The following is an 18,291-nucleotide window of genomic DNA, read 5'->3' on the forward strand; positions in this document are numbered from 1 at the left end:
CAGATTGTAGAAGTCTATCGACTGACTGATACCAACGTGTTCCCGACAGTACACAACAAGGACGAAACGGTCACGGTGAGCATCTTTGAAGGGCTGGACATCAACCTGCGGGACATATTCTAAACGACCAGGGCGGCCCGTTTCTTGGAACGCTACAAAAGCCTATCGCCTTATGAAGCAAAACGGGCTATTCTGCGTGATATTTCAAAGCGAGTACATGGCATTACCTGGAGTGCCGAAGAGCCGTGTAAGTGGACTGGAATTCTGTCTCAATAGTGGATGAGTTATCTTTGATAAGAGGGGGGAATGCTGTGGGGAGTTTCGGACATTTCATGTTTATGACTGTGACATTTTTGCCACCCATATTGATTCTTTCAGGAATTGCCTCTTTAGTCGCAGGGGTCTATTTCAAAGCTTGTAAGAAAGGCGGCAAGAAGTATTTTTTAATTTCCCTAATACTAATCCCGGTAGCTTTAATTGTAGGTTTGGTTCCAGGATTATTGGTGGTGTTCCTGGTGCCGCATTAACTGTTGTTCAACGAAAGGGGGAGGCTTGAATGTGGTGAGAGAGCGGTGGGATGGGGCGGTGTGGTGGTGGTACGATTTGGGGACTTGGTGGTGGCAGGTGGTCTTCATGAGCCACCGGCGACAAGTCGCCGGCGCTACCTTGTGAAAAAGACACATGAAACTGACGCACAAGGAGCGCAATATTCTGGAGCGCCTGCCGGAGAAACCGAGAGATTGGGTCAAGAGGCAACTGCGGGGGACCTGGCGTCAGGAGACCGAGAAAGAGTCGCTGGTGGCCCCACGGCGATTGGCCGCGCAGCTTGAGAAGGCGTATCCAGGGACTGCAGCCAGTTTGCGGGAGGGAATGGGCCAAGCCATGCAGGGCAGCAGTCCAAAAGGAAATGCCACCCACGGCAGCGCAATGCTCCACTTCCGATCATCCGTTCAGACAACGGACCTCAGTTTGTGAGCCATTTGTTTGAATCGGAGTGTGAACGAAGGTCTGACGTACGCCAGTACGTAGCATGGGCCTTTACCTTTAATTACCCCTTTCCAGAGGGAGGAGGAGCTGTCAAGGGAGGACCTAAGGTCCAGCGACAGCGGCCCTTGACAGCCCGACGACCGATGGCAATTTCTAGATGAGGGCAAAGGCCATAGCAAGAATCCGAAAAAGCTCAATATCGGGAGCATATGTCCAATCTGCGGGGGTTAATCCGCGTCGCCATGTCAGCCAAACACATGGCGCGCGATCACCATCTTCTGCACTTGGGAAGTGCCTTCAAACAGCTCAAGAATTCGCTGATCCCGGTAGAACCGCTCAACCGGGTACTCCTTCATGTACCCGCTGCCCCCGTGGATTTGCACCGCTTTGTGCACCACTCTGTAGGCCGCCTCCGAAGCAAACAGCTTGGCAATCGCCGCCTCTTTCGAGATGCGGAGGCCGCTGTCGCGCAATTCCGCGGCTTCGTACGTGATCGCCCGGGCGGTGACCACGTCGGCGGCCATCTCCGCAATCATCCACTGGATGCCCTGGTATTCGGCAATCGGATGACCGAATACCACCCTCTGCTTGGCGTACGCCACCGCCGCGTCGAGCGCGGCCTGCGACAGGCCCACTGCCATGGCGGCGACGCCGATGCGGCCGCGATCAATCACCTGCATGGCAATCTTGAATCCTTCCCCTTCCTTCCCAATCCGGTTGGCTTTCGGTACCCGGCAGTTGTCAAATATTACTTCGTACGTGCGTGCCGCACGAATACCCATCTTGTTGTCACCCGATCCGAAACTGAGTCCCGGGGTGCCTTTGTCGACGATGAATGCGCTCAAGCCCCGGTTTCGCTGCGATCGGTCGGTCATCGCGTAGACGACCAGAAAATCGGCGTAGGCGGCGTTGGTGATGAAGTGCTTCGTCCCGTTGATAACGTATTCATCGCCGTCGAGGACGGCGGTGGTCAAGACAGAAGCGACATCCGATCCCGCGCCTGGCTCCGTCAGACAGAAGGCCGCCAGTTTACGGCCATCGCAGGCAGGCGTCAGCCATGTATTTTTCTGTTCGTCATTGCCGTAGAGGAAGATGCCGTCGAGCCCTAGGTAGTGCGCCGTCAAGATGGATCCGGTTGCAGCACATCCGTAGCTGATTTCCTCGACCACGATTGCCTCGGTCAGCGAATCCGCCCCTGCGCCGCCCCACTCTTCGGGATACGCGATGCCCATGAAGCCGAGCTTTGCCAACTCCCGCACAGTCTCAACCGGGAACCGGTTCTGCTCGTCGATTTCGCTCGCCTTTGGTGCCAGGTATTCCACTGCCGGCGCTCATATCACCAAGCGAGATGCCTGTGCGCAAAGGCAGGCTATCGGGGTACCCGTTGATGCTCATCATGCCGCTCATCGCTTGGACCACGAGGTCGTACGCCGGCCGATCGCTGAGCGGCCCGGACTGTCCGAACCCGGAGATGGAGCACATGATAAGTTTCGGGTTGTGTGCGCAGAGCTGCTCGTAGTCGATGCCGAGCTTCCGCGTGACGCCTGGCTTAAAGTTCTCTATAACCACGTCCGAAATTTTCACGAGGTCAAATAGGATCTGCCGCCCCCTGGGTTCTTTTAGGTTGAGGGTCATGCCCTGCTTGCCGCGGTTGAGGAAGATGTAGTAGCCACTCTCACCGTTCTTAAACGGTCCGAATTCGCGACTGTCGTCGCCGGTCCCCGGCTGTTCAATCTTGATGACCTCCGCCCCGAGATCCGCTAGCATCATGGTGGTATACGGTCCGGCCAGTACGCGCGTGAGATCGATCACGCGGATTCCTTCGAGTGGCTTCCGTCCCATTAGACCGTCCCATTTCTTTCCTCGAAGACTGGTAAGTGAAATACGTTCGTTCATGGCCTCCCTCCCTCAGACAATAATCCGCCAATTACTTTGCGAAACTTGGGCCAAGACTCCTAGCACGATCCAACGAATTTTCCGTTCACAGCCACCAAATGACCTTTTTTCACCACTGCGTGAGCGTGATTCATCCCGAAGCGGTAGACCAAGTATTCCGGATTCTCCGCCTCCCACAATACAAAATCCGCCCATTTCCCGGGTTCCAAAGTTCCGGTCTCCTCCCCTTTGCCCACCGCACAGGCAGCATTGAGTGTTACCGCCGTCAATATCTCCTCCGGAGTCATTCGCATCATGGCGGCCGCCATCGCCATGATCAACTGCAGCGACTCCGTCGGACTGCTGCCGGGATTGTAATCCGTCGCCAACGCCACGGGCAGCGCGAACTCATCGATCATTTTCCGCGCCGGAGCGGGCGTCTCCCCCAGGAAAAACGCCGTCCCCGGCAACAGCACCGCCACCACGCCCCCTTCCGCCAGGGCCCGCAACCCTTCCTCCGTCGCATGGAGCAGATGATCCGCCGAAACCGCCCCCACCTCCGCCGCCAGTTCCGCCCCGCCCGTGGCCGCCAACTCGTCGGCGTGCACCTTCGGACACAGGCCCCAGCGCCGCCCCGCTTCAAGAATCACCCGGGACCGCTCGGCCGAAAACACCCCCTGCTCACAGAACACATCACAAAACTCCGCCAGCTTTTCCCTGGCCACCGCCGGCACCATCTCCTCGGCCACCTGGGCCACATAATCATCCGGCCGATCCCGATACTCCCCCGGCACCGCGTGAGCGCCCAAAAAAGTGGAAACGACGTCCATCGGGTGGCGCCGATTCAACTCCCGGGCCACCCGCAGCTGCTTCCGTTCCGTCTCCCATTCCAACCCGTACCCGCTTTTCGCCTCCACCGTCGTCGTCCCCATCGTCATCATCACATCCAGTGTCCGCCGTGCCTTCTCGTACAGGTCGGCCTGACTGGCCCTCCGCGTGTCCGACACCGTGCGCTGGATCCCCCCGCCGGCAGCCAGGATCTCCAGATAAGACATCCCTTGCAACTTCAGCGACAGCTCGTGCTCCCGGGACCCCGCATGCACCAAGTGAGTGTGGGCATCGATCAACCCTGGCGTCACCAATCGCCCGGCCGCGTCCAACCACCTCCCCACCGGCCGGTCACCCACGGCAGCCAACACCTCCTCCTCGGGGCCGGCGGCCACCACACGCCCCGCCCTCGCCGCGATGGCGGCTTTGGGAATGCTCTTCAGCATCCCCATCCCTTTGCCGCCCTTTGGAGACGTCCCCTTGGCCGTCACCAACCTCCCGATCCCCGTCACCAGAAGATCCAGCGCCTCCTCCATTCCCACCACCTCCGGCTTCCATTCTCGTCAAATCCACGCAGCCCCGAGCCCCGCGTCCGCCTGTTCCCCGCCCTCATTCCGCGAATTCCGCCATCGGGATGCGCACCCCGTGCCTCTGGGCCGTCTCCCACGCCTCGTCATAGCCTGCATCCACGTGGCGAATAATCCCCATCCCGGGATCGGTGGTCAACACCCGTCGCAATCGACCCTCCGCCTCCTCAGAGCCGTCTGCCACCACGACCATCCCGGCGTGAATCGAATACCCGATCCCCACACCGCCTCCGTGGTGGACCGACACCCAGCCCGCCCCGGCCGACGTGTTGACCAACGCATTCAAAATCGGCCAATCGGCCACGGCGTCGCTCCCATCTTTCATCCCTTCCGTTTCCCGGTTCGGGGACGCCACCGACCCGCAATCCAAATGATCCCGGCCGATGACGATGGGTGCGGAGATCTCCCCCCGGCGGACCAACTCGTTCAGCGCCAGGCCGAACTTCGCCCGCTCGCCGTATCCCAGCCAACAAATCCTCGCCGGAAGCCCCTGGAACTGCACTTTTTCCCGGGCCATTTCAATCCACCGTGCCAAAGACCGGTTCTCCGGAAACAGCTCCAACACCAACTCGTCCGTGCGCCGAATGTCCGCCGGATCCCCGGACAGCGCCGCCCACCGGAAGGGCCCCTTCCCCTCGCAGAACATCGGCCGGATGTAGGCAGGAACAAAGCCCGGGAACGAAAACGCCTCCCGCACCCCCGCCTCAAAGGCCACCTGGCGAATGTTATTCCCATAGTCGAATACCACCGAACCCCGGGCCTGAAGGTCCAGCATGGCCTGCACGTGCCGGGCGATACTCTCCTTCGCCCGCCGGACGTACTCCCCGGGGTCCGCCTTCCGCAACGCCCCGGCTTCCGGCAGAGATAGGCCGGCGGGGATATAACCGTTTAAAGGGTCGTGGGCGGACGTTTGATCCGTGACAAAATCCGGCACAACCCCCCGTCGGACGATCTCCGGATACACCTCCGCCGCATTCCCCAAAAGTCCGACGGACAGCGGACGTCCCTCCTCCACAGCCCCCCACACCAAGCCCAGCGCCTCGTCCAAGGAATCGGCCCGCAGATCGCAATACCCGCTTTGAATCCGCCGGTCGATGCGGGCGGGGTCCACCTCCACGATCAGAGCCGCCCCGCCGTTCATCGTCACGGCCAAAGGCTGAGCCCCGCCCATGCCACCGAGCCCGGCGGTCAACACCCATTTACCCTTCAGCGACCCCGAGGCGTGCCGTCGGGCCGCTTGGGCAAAGGTCTCGTATGTCCCCTGCAGAATTCCTTGGGACCCGATATAAATCCAGGAGCCCGCCGTCATTTGTCCGAACATGGTGAGACCTTTTCGTTCCAAGTCTCTGAAAACGTCCCAATTCGCCCAGGCCGGGACCAGCATGGCGTTCGAAATCAACACCCGGGGAGCCTCGGGGTGGGTCTTGAAAATCCCCACCGGCTTGCCGGATTGCACCAAAAGCGTTTCATCATTCTCCAACTCCTGCAGGGACCGCACGATCGCCCGATAGGCCTCCCAGTTCCGGGCCGCCTTGCCCGTCCCGCCGTACACGATCAACTCTTCCGGTTTCTCGGCCACCTCGGGATCGAGATTGTTCATCAACATCCTCATGGCGGCTTCTTGAATCCACCCCTTGCAGTGCAGTTGATTTCCCCGGGGTGCGCGAATGGGCCCTTCCGACATGTTGGTTCCCCCTTCAGCAGATGGTTGAAATTCAATGAGATCCTTCAGACCGATTTAACGCATACACGGGCCTGCGCCCCTCCACGGCCAATGTCACTTCCCGGCACACTTTCTGTTTCAACTCGTCAATGGACTCCCTGGTCACATACGCGGCGTGGGGCGAGAGCAAAACGTTGGGCAGCCTTCGCAGGACGTGATCGGCCGGAAGGGGCTCCACCTGAAACACGTCCAGGGCCGCCCCGCGAATCTTTCCCCTCACCAACAGCGCCACCAAGGCCGCTTCATCCACCACCGACCCCCGGGACGTATTGATCAACACCCCGTGGGAGGGCATTTTGCCTAATAGCTGAGCATCCAGCATGCCCTCCGTCTCTGGCGTCGCAGGCAGATGCAAACTGACGTAGTCGCATTTTTCCATCAACATTTCAAGGGGCAGCCGGGTAACCCCCATCTCCCGGAACATCCCGTCCCCCACCGTGCGATCAAAGGCCGCCACCCGAAATCCCAGGGCAGCCAGCTTCGCCGCCACCCTCCGGCCGATGCGGCCGAATCCCACCAGCCCAACCATCGTTTCCGACGTTCTCCGGTTTTTCACATACCGGAGCGGGTCCCAGATCCCCTTGCGAACATCCTCATCCATCCCCCGCAAATCCCGATGAAAATACATCAGCGCCGCCACGGTGTGATCCGCCACTTCATCGGTGCAATAATCCGGTATGTTCGACACCCAGATACCTCGCCTGGTGGCCGACTCGACATGGACGTGATCATACCCCACCCCCGGGACGCACACAATTTTTAGATTCGGCATCCCCTCAAACAGCGAGGCCGGGAGCCGAAACCCCACTTGTTGGATTAAAGCGTCGGCCTGCCGTCCTTCCAGCCGATAATCCTCCTTCATCGTGCGGCTGGTCGAGACGAGAAACCGCCATCCGATCTGGGAAAAATACCTCTCCTCCTGGGAGTGGTCATCCCACTCGTCATCGAGCATCCACACGAGAGGCTGTGCCACGGGTACCCCCTCCCGATACGCCAACTTCTGCCGTCCATCCACTCTCTTCGCGAATGGCCTGAGTGAGATACTCTTTTAACTCGATAAGAGGCCGGGAGAAACGCACGTGATAGTCCCGGGGACGGGGGATGTCCACCTTGACGATTTCCCGAATCGTCCCCGGCCGACGGGTCATGACCACCACCCGGTCCGCCATGAACACCGCCTCCTCAATGTCGTGGGTGACAAACACGACCGTCTTCCCGCTCCTCTCCCAAATTTCTAACAAATGCTCTTGCATGACTGTTTTCGTCTGCGCATCCAAAGCCCCAAAAGGCTCATCCAGCAACAGTACCCGGGGATCGTTCGCAAAGGCCCGGGCAATGGCCACCCGCTGCTTCATCCCCCCGGACAGTTCCTTTGGGTAATGATCGGCAAATCCTTCCAGACCAACTCTCTCCAAATACTGCGAAGAAATCTCTCGCCGGGATTCGGCGGGGACCCCCCGAACCTTGAGCCCGAACTCAATATTCTGGCGGACGGTCAGCCAGGGAAACAGCGTGTACGACTGGTGAACCATGCCCCGGTCGGCCCCCGGGCCATCCACCCGCTCCCCGGCCACGTGCACGACCCCCTCATCCGCGGTTTCCAGCCCGGCTACGATCCGCAACAGAGTGGATTTTCCGCAGCCCGACGGCCCCAGGATGGTGATCAACTCCCCGGACGCAATATCTAATGAAATATCCTTGATGGCCCAAAGAGCTTGGCGCCTCTTTACAAAATACTTCGATACCCGGGAGATTTGGATGTACGGTTCCACGATTTTCCCCCCTATTCCCGCCATCGAAACAGTGCGGAGCCGAGCCCTTTCATGAGGAGATCTGACAGCAGACCGATAAACCCGATCACCACAATGCCAAAAATAATATCCGCAGTCTGCAGCATGCGCTGGGACTGAAGAATCACATAGCCGATACCGCTTTTGGCCGCCACCAGTTCCGCGACGATCACATAGGTCCAGGCCCACCCCAACACCAGCCGCAGGGTATCATAGATTTCCGGAAAAGCGGCGGGAATCACCACGTGGCGCACGACAAACCCGTCCTTCGCCCCCAGGGTATAAGCCGCTTCGGTCAGCTCCCGCCGAACGTGGTGGACATGGACGGCCACCATGAGAATCAATGAGAAAAGGCTCCCGAGGAAAATCACCGACACCTTTTCGGCGTCCCCGATCCCCACCCACAGAATCAGAAGGGGGATGAAAGCCGAGGCCGGCATGTACCGAGCAAACGATACCAGGGGCTCCAGGATCGCCTCAATCGGACGATACACGCCCATGAGAATCCCGAGCGGCACCGCAACCACCGCAGCCAGGGCGAATCCGAGCAAAACCCTCCACACCGTCGCGAAAATATCGTTTAAAAAGTTAAACTCCGCGAACATCCGGATCCCATTTTGCAAAATGTCCGTCGGCGTGGGAAGAAACAGTTTATCGACGCTGCCGGTGTAGGTCACCAGCGACCAAATCCCCAGGAAGCCGATAAAGCCGCACAGGGCCAGGGCCAAATACCACGTTGGAGAGATCGGCTGAAAGGGTTTGAAGATTGAAGGTTTCCGGCGCCCGTTGCCTCTGGGGATGGACCCCCGGTCCATCGACCCCCGGTTTGTCAACTCGCGATCTTGAGGGGAATCGTCGAATCCCGTTGTCTCGGCGGTTCGTTTGACTGAATTTAACGGCTCCATCATCCCCGCTCCTCACCGCATCCCTGTTTCACCGATCATTCGACGAACTTTCCGTCGACGAGTTCAGCAATGTTTGGCTTTTGCTTGATGATCCCCTGTTCCACCCAAAAATCCGCCGCCATTTCCGTCAACTTGTAAAGCTGCCCATCGGTGACGGGGTTCCCAAAATACTGTTTATTCAACGCCTGGTCGTACCAGCGCACCTCGTGCACACTGCTTTTAAAATCGTCAAGGCTCTGGCCGAGATTTTTGGCCATGATCGCGTAGGCGTCGTCGGGGTTCTTATGGATGTAATCCAGTGCGTCAAACCAGGCCCGAACGACTTTTTTCACCGCATCCGGGTGGGCATCGACAAAATCCTTGCGGAATCCCAAGGTGTCGGTGATCACCCCGGGAGTCTTGTCGCTCTTGATGAGCACGTGGCCAAAGTCCGTCTTTTCCGCCCTGGACAACCAGGGTTCCCAGGTCACCGCCGCATCCACCTTTTTGGCCACAAAGGCTGCCCCGGCGTCCCCCGCCGTCATGCTCTCAAACTTGATCTCATTCTTATCGATATGATTTTGCTTCAACAGATAGAGAAACCAAAAGTAACTGGCGCCCCCGTCCGTTTGTACCGCCACAGTCTTTCCTTTGAGGTCGGCCAGGGATTGAATCTCCTTTTTGGCCACCACACCGTCCCCGCCGTAGGAGTCATCCACCGCCAGCACTTGCACCACGGGTACGCCACTGGCCGCCGTCACCACGTGGCTGTCAATCGTCGTCGTGAATCCCTGAATTCGGTTGGCCGCCAACGCGCTTCGCCGGTCGGCCACACTTTCCATTTTCACGAGGTTGACATGAACGCCCTCTTTGTCAAAAAAACCTTTTTCTTCTGCCACGTACAATGGCGCAAAGCCCGTCCACGTGGACAGCGCGATGGAAACAGTCCCGACAGCCTGACCGCCCGCTTCCCCCGACCCGTTCGCCGGGCTCGATGTGCTTTGCCCACAGCCCAGGATCCCGGTTGCCAAGGCCAGGGCCCCGACGATGCCCGCGCCGCGGATGAGTCGATTTTTTTGCATCAGCTTTCCTCCTCCTCATCATCCATGCTACTTGTATGTCTACTGTACGTCAATATTCATTACGTATTTGTCTTCTTGCTGGCCAAACGGTGCAAACGATCCATCACTGTGGAAATGTTCCTGACAACACCTCCCCTCGAAAGTCCGGCGATCGAGCCATCCCGGACGCGCTCCTCCCCGGCGATGACCACCCGGCGAATCGCCTGGGGCTGCATCGCGTACACGATTTGGGCCACCACGTCGGTGCCCGCATGGAAAGGCTGCATCGACCAGTCCCCGGGGTCGATCCCGACAAAATCAGCGGCATAGCCCGGCTCAATCCTTCCCACAGGCAGTTCAAGAACCTCGCCCCCCACCTCCGTCCCCATGGAAAAAGCCTGCTTGGCCGACACCGCCCCGGCGTCGAGGGTGGACACCTTCTGTAATAAGGCCGTCATTCGCATCTCTTCGAAAACGCTGGTGCGGTTGTTGCTGCACGCCCCGTCCGTCCCCAGGGCCACGGCGGCCCCGGCCGTGAGCAGCCGGGGAATCTTCGTCACCCCGTCCGCCAGAAACATGTTGCTGGAGGGACAGTACACCAAGTGCGCCCCCTTCTCCCCCATCCTGGCGATCTCCCCGTCATCGAGCCACACCGCGTGGATGGCCACCAGTTTGTCGTCCAATACCCCCAGTCGATCGAGAAACTCCACCGGCCTCAGACCGTGCTCTGCCTGGACCTGCTCCACCTCAAAAGGCTCTTCGCTGACGTGGATGTGAAATCGGCACTCCAACTCCTCGGCCAGCCGATGGCCGGCCACCACCATCTCCGGAGAGGCCCCGTGCAGACTGTGGGGGGCCGGGATGACCCGCACCAAGGGATTGCCCTGATATTTTGCCGCCAAATGACGCGTTCGGGCCACCGCCAGGTCCACCGGCTCCCGGTAACCCGCCGGAGCGCCCGGCCAGTCGTAAAGGGTCCGGGCCAGCACCAGCCGAATCCCGAGATCTTGGGCCGCCCGGATGACCGCTTCGTCGCACTCCAGCCCATCCTGGTGGACGTAGAAAAAATCACACACCGTGGTGACCCCGTAGCGCATCATCTCTCCAAAAGCCAGCAGGGCACCGTAATAAATCGCCTCGGGGTCCAAATGAGGCGAAAAGCGATAAAGGGCCTCGTCCCGCCACTGCAAGAAGGGAACATCCACCGCAATCCCCCGGAGCAAACTTTGGAACGAATGATTGTGGGCGTTCACCGTCCCGGGCACGAGGAGAAGATCCGACCAATCCACCCTCTCCCGGGCGTCCACCCGGGGCTCCAGTTCAATCCTCGGCGCCACCTCCTGAATCACCCCATTTTCCACGAGAACCGCCGCTTCAGTCCAGAATCTCCCCCTGGTGTACACCATCATCGGACAATACAGACGTCTCACCGGGCGTCCAACTCCTCATCCAGGATCAGGAGAGCCCTGAGCAGGGCGTCCCCCGCTTTTGCGATGTCTTCCATTCGGCTCTCCTCCTCGGGACAGTGGCTTTTCCCTCCCACACTCGGCACGAACAACATCCCCGCCCGGGTGATTCTGGCCATATGGGTGGCATCGTGCCCGGCCATACTGGAAAGCAGCATGTACGGCTCCCCGAGCTCGGCCGCCGCCCGTTCCAAGGCGCCGATTACCGCCGGGTCCATCCGCGACGCCTCCTGATCCAAAAGACGCACCCGCCGAACCTGAACCCTGCGCCCTGCCTCCACCCGCCGGACACACTCGTCAAAAGCCCTCAGCACCTTCGCCGTCCCCTCCCGATCGGGGCTGCGCACCTCCAGGATCAAGGAGACGCACCCCGGGACGATATTCGGGGCGTTCGGTCTCACCTCCAACTGCCCGATGGTGCCGACGATTTCCTCGCCTCCTCCCCGGACCACCGCTTCCTCGAAACCGAGAACGAGCTCCGCCGCGGCACAAAGGGCATCCCGCCGATCCGCCATCAGCGTCGTCCCCGCATGGTTCGCCTCCCCCTCCACCACCACCTCTTCCCGATAAATCCCCGTGATGGCCGTGACGACCCCCAAGGGGATTCCCCGGCTCCACAGCCGCTTGCCCTGCTCAATGTGGCACTCTAGGTAGGCCGACACCCCGGCCGGATCCAGGCGCGCCCGATCCAGCCAATCGAGATCGCCCCCGGCTGCTTGGAGGGCATCCCGAAGGCTCACCCCCGTCCGGATGTGGACCGCCCCCTGAACATCCACCCCCCGGAGAACCCCCGCCGCCGCCCGGCTCCCCAGGGTGGACACTTGAAAGGGATTGGGCTCCTCGGCGGTAAACGAAACCACCTGCACCGGATGGCGCAACCGACATCCCACCTCCACCAGCCGCTGAACCACCTCCGTGGCCAGGACCAAACCCAGAGCGCCGTCAAACTGTCCGCCATTTGGCACGGTGTCGTGGTGCGAACCGAGCACCAGGGCGGGCAGGGTCTCCCGCCCCGGCAGCGTCCCCCACAGATTCGCCGCGGGGTCCACCCGCACCTCGAGACCCAGTACCTTGTGCCAGAGATCCCTCAGCCACTCCCTGGCCCCCAGCTCCGCCTCGGTGCCAAAGCCCCGAAACCACCCGCCGCCACTGGCCTCGGACCGGCCGAACCGGGCCAACTCCTCCAACCTCTGGGCAATCCGCCCGGAATTGACACCCTGTACGTCAAAACCCGCCGCCGATGTTCCCACACACAGCCCTCATTTCCCATAAGTCTCCAATCAAAAATTCCAATAAATGTGTTCTCCCTGCTCCAACGTTTCCACCCGGTTCAGCCGCTCTTCAATCCCGGGGATCCGCTTCGCCGTCTCCAGAAGAAGCAAGTTGAGCAGCACGATGGGCGCCCCGTACACATCAAAAATCGACGAGGTGGTCACCGGCACCGTGATCACCGGATCGGCAAATTGGGTAACGGGGGAGACGACGCGATCGGTGACGGCCGCGATGGAAAACCCGGCATCGTGCAACCGCTCCACATGGGAAAGGAGAATGTTCGGATATCGCGGAAAGGCGATGGTCACGATCTGCGTGCCCGCCGGATCCCTCAAGGGCAAACTGTTCCAGGCCGGCGTGTGGGGAAGAACCTCCTCGACCCCATCCCGCATTTTATTGAGCACATAGGTCATATAGGGGAGGAGCGTCGCCGACATCCGGGCGGACAAAAGCACCACCCGCGGCGCCGTGGCCAATTTGTCCGCCAGCCTCCGGAAGGCCTCCTGCTCCGCGACTTCCCTCAGTCCGGCGATATTGAGCTGTTCATTGGCAAGGATCTCTTCGTAGTCGTCCCGGTTCCCCCGGGTGGCGTATCGCAGGCGCTTGGGCGCCGTAATGTCCTCCCGGACCAATTTCTGCAACTCCCGGAGCAAATCGCTGTATCCGTGAAACCCCAGGGACATACAGAAACGGGAGACACTGGCCTGACTGACCTTGGCTTCCGCCGCCACCTCCCCGGCGGTCATAAAAGGAATTTCAAGATAATGGGTCGCAAAATAGTCCGCCAAATGCCGGTTGGTCTCGGATTCGCCCGCTGCGGCTCCGAGGCGTTGCAGGAAATCCTCCAAGCTTTTGAGATTCTGCAATTCTTTCATCCTACGCTCTCCCGATGAGTTGGATCACTCCGCTCGACGCGTCCAACCGAACGGCATCGCCGGTCTTGACCCGTTCATAAAAAGCGGCCTCCACCCGATCGACCATGGGCACGTCGAGAATGATGCAGGTCGCCACGAGGACGGTGTCCGGGTGCTGGACCACCACCGCTTTCGGGGCATTCCCCCGCATGGCCAACTGGTATAGCCCGTCGGTCTGGACGACGGAGCTCCCTTTCCCGCTGGGGAAGACCAAAATCTTCCCCGAGACGCTGACGCCGTGAAGACAGTGGCCGTCCTCGATGACCTTGCCCGTCTCCGGGTCGCACAGATAAAAGCAGATATCATCCTGGGAGAACAGAACTTCCCCGGATGCCACGCCCCCGGAGATTTTGTGGCACGCAAAGGTCTCCGCAGCTTGGGGTGCCGTCATGCGATCACCCCCTCGATCGCCGCCTGAACACAGGCCTCCAGGCTCCGGATCACAAAGTTCATCTGCCTGCGCTTCGTATAATAGGCGCATTTGGGCGATTCCGTGGCTCCGGTTTTACCCTCCAGGTGCTTCCAGATCGGCTGGTCCACGCAGGTGTCCTGAAGCACGTGCCCCCCCGCCCTCTCGATGACGTCCACCAGGCCCATCCGGGCCGCCACCTCCCGGGTATACGCCGAGGTGTTGATCCACAGCTCCACCCGCAGCTTCTTCCCCCGCACCAGCTCGGCGATGGTCTGCAGCTGGCGCAGGCTGAGGTGGGGGCAACCGAGAAGAACGAAATCCACCTGACCCGGGGCTTGGGAGATCTGTTCCCGAACCTCCAGCAAGTCCCGGTCTGTGACGGTCACGGTCTCCACGGGCTCCCGACCGCCCAAGGCCGCTTCCAAAGTCGGTGCCTCGGGGGTGAGGCCGACGATGTGAAACATGGGCACGGCCCCGGCGGTGTTCAACTCGGCACACAGGTTCATGAGTGCCTCCGGGGAGGCCGTATCGGGGATGCCCACGAATACCGGGATCCGGTGGCCGATCTTTTTCGGCACAGCGTATCCCAACAGTTGGTAGTCAAAATCACTCGACAACTCGGCCTTGACGTCCACCACGATTTGCCCCCGGCGGTTCTCAGCCAGAAGTAGCCCGTACTCCGGTACCCGGCCGGCCACCGCGGCGCACAGCGCGCTCTGGGCCGACTCCCGGTTGCTCCGGGCCCCGTAGACGGCGTTCACATAAGGGGTGGCGCTGGACTCGGAAAAGGCGACCACCTCTCCCTGACGCGGGATGTTGTCCAACAGGTAGGGGGTGCAGCTAAAATTCAACACCGCCCCGATGGCCCGATACGCCCGGTACGTCCGCTCCATCTGCTCCATATCCCCTGCTTCCAGAGCGGCGGCCTGGTTGAAATATTCCAGGTCAAAGCCCGGATTTACCGTTGGCGCCACCCGGCATCGCGCCCCCAGCCCGACCATGCGCTCGACAAACCACAGGTCCGCCTCCTGGTTGCTGAGCGCCACATGGGCTCGGCTGATGGGCACCATTCGCGGGGCGTCAAAAGCCTCGCCAATCCCCACCAAAACCCGCATGGCCAGGGCCGTCCCCTCGCCGAACTCGCCGTCCAGCATGGCCTGCTCCTCTGCAGTCAGCAACACCTGCACCCCTCCTCCACGGCTCGTGTAAATGGATTCATTCATGTTGTCCTATCAATTGGATGATCACATTCACATATTATCAGACTCGTCGGACGGCGTCAAGCGGCAGGAAGCCAAACACGATCAGACACCTTGGCCGGAATATTTTCTGACCATCATCCTGGAGGCGTACCGGCGATTTAAACAGCGGGTGGGCGCCGCGCAGGAGCACAAAATCGGGGGTGGAAACAGGCGCGGATCGAAGAAGTGGTGGACAGGTTTGTCGCGGATTTCACGATATCGGACGTGGAAGAACTTTGCTCGGGGGTCAGCCGGCCCACCATCATCGGAGTGCTGAGGCTGCATCCGCTGTATCGAGAAGGGCCGCAACGCCAGGTGGGGGGAATCTCGTGGTCACAACCGAGTGTTAAGCCAACGTAAAGACCTCTGGGGTTTCCGGGAATTATGCCGTGGCGGTACACTGGTGTTAGAGGCTAGGAAGTCGATCCTCACAGTGGGGGGATTTCGGTGGCAAAGCGAATCGGCATTCTTGGCACTAACCGGAGAAGTCCCGGGATTCGCAAAAGACCCTCGGCCGCACCGGAACGATTCACCGCGAGATCCCCCTCTTCTGCTCCCCTGCGCAAAAGACCCCGTGGGCATCAGCCCGGTCAATGGGAGCGGAATGTCCAACACGATCTCTCCCCCCTCCGCGATGGCGATGCCACGCTTCACAGATTCAGCAGCGCGCGCAGTCCCCTGCGGATCGTCTCCAGTTCCGTCGGGGCCAGCGTACCCAGGTACTCCACCGTCCGCTGTAGGTCGAGTGCTCGCACCTGGTCCAAGAGGATGGTCGATGGCCGACGAAGTCCGCCGGCGCCGGCCGGCAAGCGTGGGTAAAGCAGGGGATTCCTCCTGGCCCACTGCCCGGCGCTCGTCGTCGCAGGTGCAACGAGGACCACGCCAAAGCGGACGGGCTCCGGCGGCACGCCAAGCACGACAGCCGGGCGAACCCCCTCCTGCTCGTGTCCCGGCGGGACGTGCCCAGGCAGGTGAACCAAGAGAATGTCTCCTGGCTCGAGGCGGTCACCGATCATGCTTTCCGCCCTCAACCACAGGACCTACGCCCGGCACGTACCGCACCGGCTTTCCCTTCGGGCCTTCCGGTCCCCAGTCATAAGGTGGAAGTTCCCCGCCCAGGTCCGATTCCAGCCATGCGCCGTCCTCTTCCGTTGCCTCACGTTTTTTGGGCAGCTTCTCCCAAGGCACCACGAGGCTGCCCTTCACGCCCTCCAGCCCACGGCGTGCAGCCGCCGGATCCTCGAAAGACAAAGGTTCCTCTTCCTCGCCCTGGAGGAAAGCCTCCAAGTCCTTCTCACGCACCCGCCACAGGCGCCCGAGTTTGATCCCTCGCAGGCGCCCGGTCCGGAGCCATTCGTAGACTGTACGTTCAGCCACAACCAAGTGCTCAGCCACCTGCTCAGGAGTCAGCAGCTTCTCCATGCTTCTACACCTACCTACGTAGAAATATATGTCACTTCATGCTCTCAGACAACGTGTTCGCATATCAGGTGTAACGTAAAGACCTCTGGGGTTTACGGGAATTATGCCGTGGCGGTACACTGGTGTTAGAGGCTAGGAAGTCGATCCTCACAGTGGGGGGAATTCGGTGGCAAAGCGAATCGGCATTCTTGCGGCTGCGGCCTTGATCACCATCGGTCTCATCTACGTCATGACAGGCCCCTTTCGCGACAATCGAATCGTCACCGTGGCGGGCGACATCCTGTTGCCGATCCTATGGTTTGCCACCATAGGGATCTTGGGCGCTAACCGGAGAAGTCCCGGGATTCGCAAAACACCGGTGACCAACCGCGCCCCGGTTTCCGGGAGTGGCCGCACCCAGTCGAGTTCCCGCACCCACTCTCGGCCCGACTGGGGGACCGTCCCGAAAAGTCTGGATCTGCAAAAAGACACGCCCTTGGAACCTTTAGCGGAACGATTGGCCGCGTCCCTGGATCCGGCTTATGTGGAGAAGGTCAGAAATCGCTGCCTCAAAGATCACCCGGAGTGGACAGCCGAGGAATTCGATTGGGCCTTATTCGAGCTCAAACGCTTTTTCCTCATGTCGGCCATCCTCCGCTACACGCCCATGTACAGCCAGACGGTGGACGAAGTGTGGCACACCATGCTCCTGTTCACCCTGGAATACGAGGATTTTTGTACCCGATTTGCCGGCCGGATGATCCATCACGTCCCGAATCCCGAGCCCATCCTCAACCCCGGGGAGAGGGCGTGGTTCGATTGGACCTATCACCAAATCTTCCATCCGCTCCCCTACAGTTGGTTCGCATGGAACGGATTTTTCCGCTATCCTTTGCCCGCCGATCTCATTCAGGAGTTTGAGGAGAGCGAGTTTTCAGCCTTGCAGGAAAAATATTTCCGTCCGGACACTCCTTACGCCCATTGGCTGGTCAACGCCCTGCGGGACCAGATCAGCCAGGCAAAAATAAAGCTCGCCGAGAGTTCGGGAAGCACGAAGGGGCGCCGAACCGCCAAAAAATCGCCCATCCCAGCCCTGGCCGCCGGCGCCGCTTCGATGGTTTATTTTTCCTTGGCCGAACCGGAACAGTTCACCGCAAGAATGGCCTCCGCATCACCTGCGACGGCCGCCGCCGCCAAACGGGACCGCTCGGGCAGCGGCAGTTCCTGCGGAACCGGAGTGTACTACTGGGGGGATGGCGATTCCCACCACCACTCCCCGGGTCACAACGGCTCCTCTTGTGGCGGCAGTTCCTGCGGAAGCAGCTGCGGCAGCAGTTGCGGTGGCGGATGCGGAGGGAGTTGAGGAACAAGGCCGTGAAACACCCAAGGTACAGTTCAAGCAAACGCTTGAGCTATGCACCATGCCCTCGCGACCGCATGTGGAGGGAAATCCGAACCCAACGCAATTCAGAGATGCTGCGGGGTGACCAGTACATGGGATCACGCCGCACATGTAGACCCTGCTTCGGAGAGAACCGCCCTTGCCGCCGCCATGGTGCCGCGCACCACGGTTGCCGCCGGGGTGACCAGAACAAGTAAAGACCTGCGGATTTGATGGACAACCACACACCGGGTGTCTACCATCTCCACAGGCCCTGTTCCAGGAATGGCGCTCCGCTCGCGCCCTTGGCTTTATGGCCCTTTGCTCCTTCCCCGTGCAACAGCGACATCCAAAAAGAAAACTATGGTCGTAGGGAGCCGCGTAAGAGCCATTTTTCGTCAAGCAGCCAATTCCTCCAGAGACTTGCCGGGTTCGATGCGCCGGGTCGCAAGAATAACAAGGCCGGACA

General features: G+C 60.3%; 17 protein-coding genes and 1 pseudogene. 3 read left to right on the forward strand and 15 right to left on the reverse strand.

Annotated features, from left to right (window positions below):
* Positions 1-311 precede the first annotated feature (311 nt).
* Together K6T64_RS14315 and K6T64_RS14320 are read left to right on the forward strand one after the other, a co-directional pair.
* Positions 312-527 carry a hypothetical protein gene (locus K6T64_RS14315; protein ID WP_288010773.1) on the forward strand — a complete coding sequence of 72 codons (216 nt, stop codon included), beginning with the start codon at positions 312-314 and terminating at the stop codon, positions 525-527.
* A 166-nt stretch (positions 528-693) separates the two neighbouring features.
* Positions 694-885: pseudogene (locus K6T64_RS14320) on the forward strand (IS256 family transposase); the annotation flags it as partial.
* 347 nt (positions 886-1,232) lie between these two features.
* On the opposite strand, the gene K6T64_RS14325 reads toward K6T64_RS14320, so the two are convergent.
* The 15 genes from K6T64_RS14325 to K6T64_RS14395 form a co-directional block, all read right to left on the reverse strand.
* The gene (locus tag K6T64_RS14325) at positions 1,233-2,309 is read right to left on the reverse strand and encodes an acyl-CoA dehydrogenase family protein (RefSeq protein ID WP_288010775.1); all 1,077 of its coding nucleotides are present in this window, start codon (positions 2,307-2,309) and stop codon (positions 1,233-1,235) included.
* Positions 2,251-2,883, reverse strand: coding sequence for a CaiB/BaiF CoA transferase family protein (locus K6T64_RS14330; RefSeq protein ID WP_288010776.1), 633 nt, complete (start codon positions 2,881-2,883; stop codon positions 2,251-2,253). Before K6T64_RS14330 ends, K6T64_RS14325 begins: the two co-directional genes overlap by 59 nt.
* Before the next feature lie 59 nt (positions 2,884-2,942).
* On the reverse strand, positions 2,943-4,226 hold the full coding sequence (hutI, locus tag K6T64_RS14335; protein ID WP_288010777.1) for an imidazolonepropionase: 1,284 nt from the start codon (positions 4,224-4,226) through the stop codon (positions 2,943-2,945).
* Between the two features lie 73 nt (positions 4,227-4,299).
* On the reverse strand, positions 4,300-5,961 hold the full coding sequence (gene hutU, locus K6T64_RS14340; protein ID WP_288010778.1) for a urocanate hydratase: 1,662 nt from the start codon (positions 5,959-5,961) through the stop codon (positions 4,300-4,302).
* A 31-nt stretch (positions 5,962-5,992) separates the two neighbouring features.
* Complete coding sequence (locus K6T64_RS14345; protein WP_288010779.1) at positions 5,993-6,973, reverse strand: C-terminal binding protein; 981 nt, start codon at positions 6,971-6,973, stop codon at positions 5,993-5,995.
* Complete coding sequence (locus K6T64_RS14350; protein WP_288010780.1) at positions 6,942-7,772, reverse strand: ABC transporter ATP-binding protein; 831 nt, start codon at positions 7,770-7,772, stop codon at positions 6,942-6,944. The genes K6T64_RS14345 and K6T64_RS14350 overlap by 32 nt, the downstream gene beginning before the upstream one ends.
* Before the next feature lie 11 nt (positions 7,773-7,783).
* A complete protein-coding gene (locus K6T64_RS14355; protein WP_288010781.1) occupies positions 7,784-8,698 on the reverse strand; it encodes an ABC transporter permease in 915 nt (304 codons plus the stop codon).
* A 32-nt stretch (positions 8,699-8,730) separates the two neighbouring features.
* On the reverse strand, positions 8,731-9,756 hold the full coding sequence (locus tag K6T64_RS14360) for an ABC transporter substrate-binding protein (protein WP_013074956.1): 1,026 nt from the start codon (positions 9,754-9,756) through the stop codon (positions 8,731-8,733).
* 59 nt (positions 9,757-9,815) lie between these two features.
* Positions 9,816-11,165, reverse strand: a complete 1,350-nt coding sequence (locus tag K6T64_RS14365) for an amidohydrolase family protein (RefSeq protein WP_288010782.1) — start codon at positions 11,163-11,165, stop codon at positions 9,816-9,818.
* Positions 11,162-12,451, reverse strand: a complete 1,290-nt coding sequence (locus K6T64_RS14370) for a Zn-dependent hydrolase (RefSeq protein ID WP_288010783.1) — start codon at positions 12,449-12,451, stop codon at positions 11,162-11,164. The genes K6T64_RS14365 and K6T64_RS14370 overlap by 4 nt, the downstream gene beginning before the upstream one ends.
* A 30-nt stretch (positions 12,452-12,481) precedes the next feature.
* Positions 12,482-13,348 (reverse strand): MurR/RpiR family transcriptional regulator, encoded by an 867-nt coding sequence (locus tag K6T64_RS14375; protein WP_100666708.1) that lies wholly within the window; start codon positions 13,346-13,348, stop codon positions 12,482-12,484.
* 1 nt (position 13,349) lies between these two features.
* Positions 13,350-13,778 (reverse strand): aconitase X swivel domain-containing protein, encoded by a 429-nt coding sequence (locus tag K6T64_RS14380; protein WP_288010784.1) that lies wholly within the window; start codon positions 13,776-13,778, stop codon positions 13,350-13,352.
* Positions 13,775-14,980 (reverse strand): aconitase X catalytic domain-containing protein, encoded by a 1,206-nt coding sequence (locus tag K6T64_RS14385; protein WP_288010785.1) that lies wholly within the window; start codon positions 14,978-14,980, stop codon positions 13,775-13,777. The genes K6T64_RS14380 and K6T64_RS14385 overlap by 4 nt, the downstream gene beginning before the upstream one ends.
* A gap of 710 nt (positions 14,981-15,690) precedes the next feature.
* Positions 15,691-16,056, reverse strand: a complete 366-nt coding sequence (locus K6T64_RS14390; protein WP_100666706.1) for a type II toxin-antitoxin system PemK/MazF family toxin — start codon at positions 16,054-16,056, stop codon at positions 15,691-15,693.
* Complete coding sequence (locus tag K6T64_RS14395) at positions 16,046-16,462, reverse strand: helix-turn-helix domain-containing protein (RefSeq protein ID WP_288010786.1); 417 nt, start codon at positions 16,460-16,462, stop codon at positions 16,046-16,048. Before K6T64_RS14395 ends, K6T64_RS14390 begins: the two co-directional genes overlap by 11 nt.
* Positions 16,463-16,628: 166 nt before the next feature.
* Between K6T64_RS14395 and K6T64_RS14400 the strand changes: the two genes are divergently transcribed.
* On the forward strand, positions 16,629-17,804 hold the full coding sequence (locus K6T64_RS14400) for a glycine-rich domain-containing protein (protein ID WP_288010787.1): 1,176 nt from the start codon (positions 16,629-16,631) through the stop codon (positions 17,802-17,804).
* The last annotated feature ends 487 nt before the right edge of the window (positions 17,805-18,291 follow it).

Origin of the sequence: Kyrpidia sp., assembly GCF_023512215.1 — a bacterium.
Classification (GTDB): domain Bacteria; phylum Bacillota; class Bacilli; order Kyrpidiales; family Kyrpidiaceae; genus Kyrpidia; species Kyrpidia spormannii.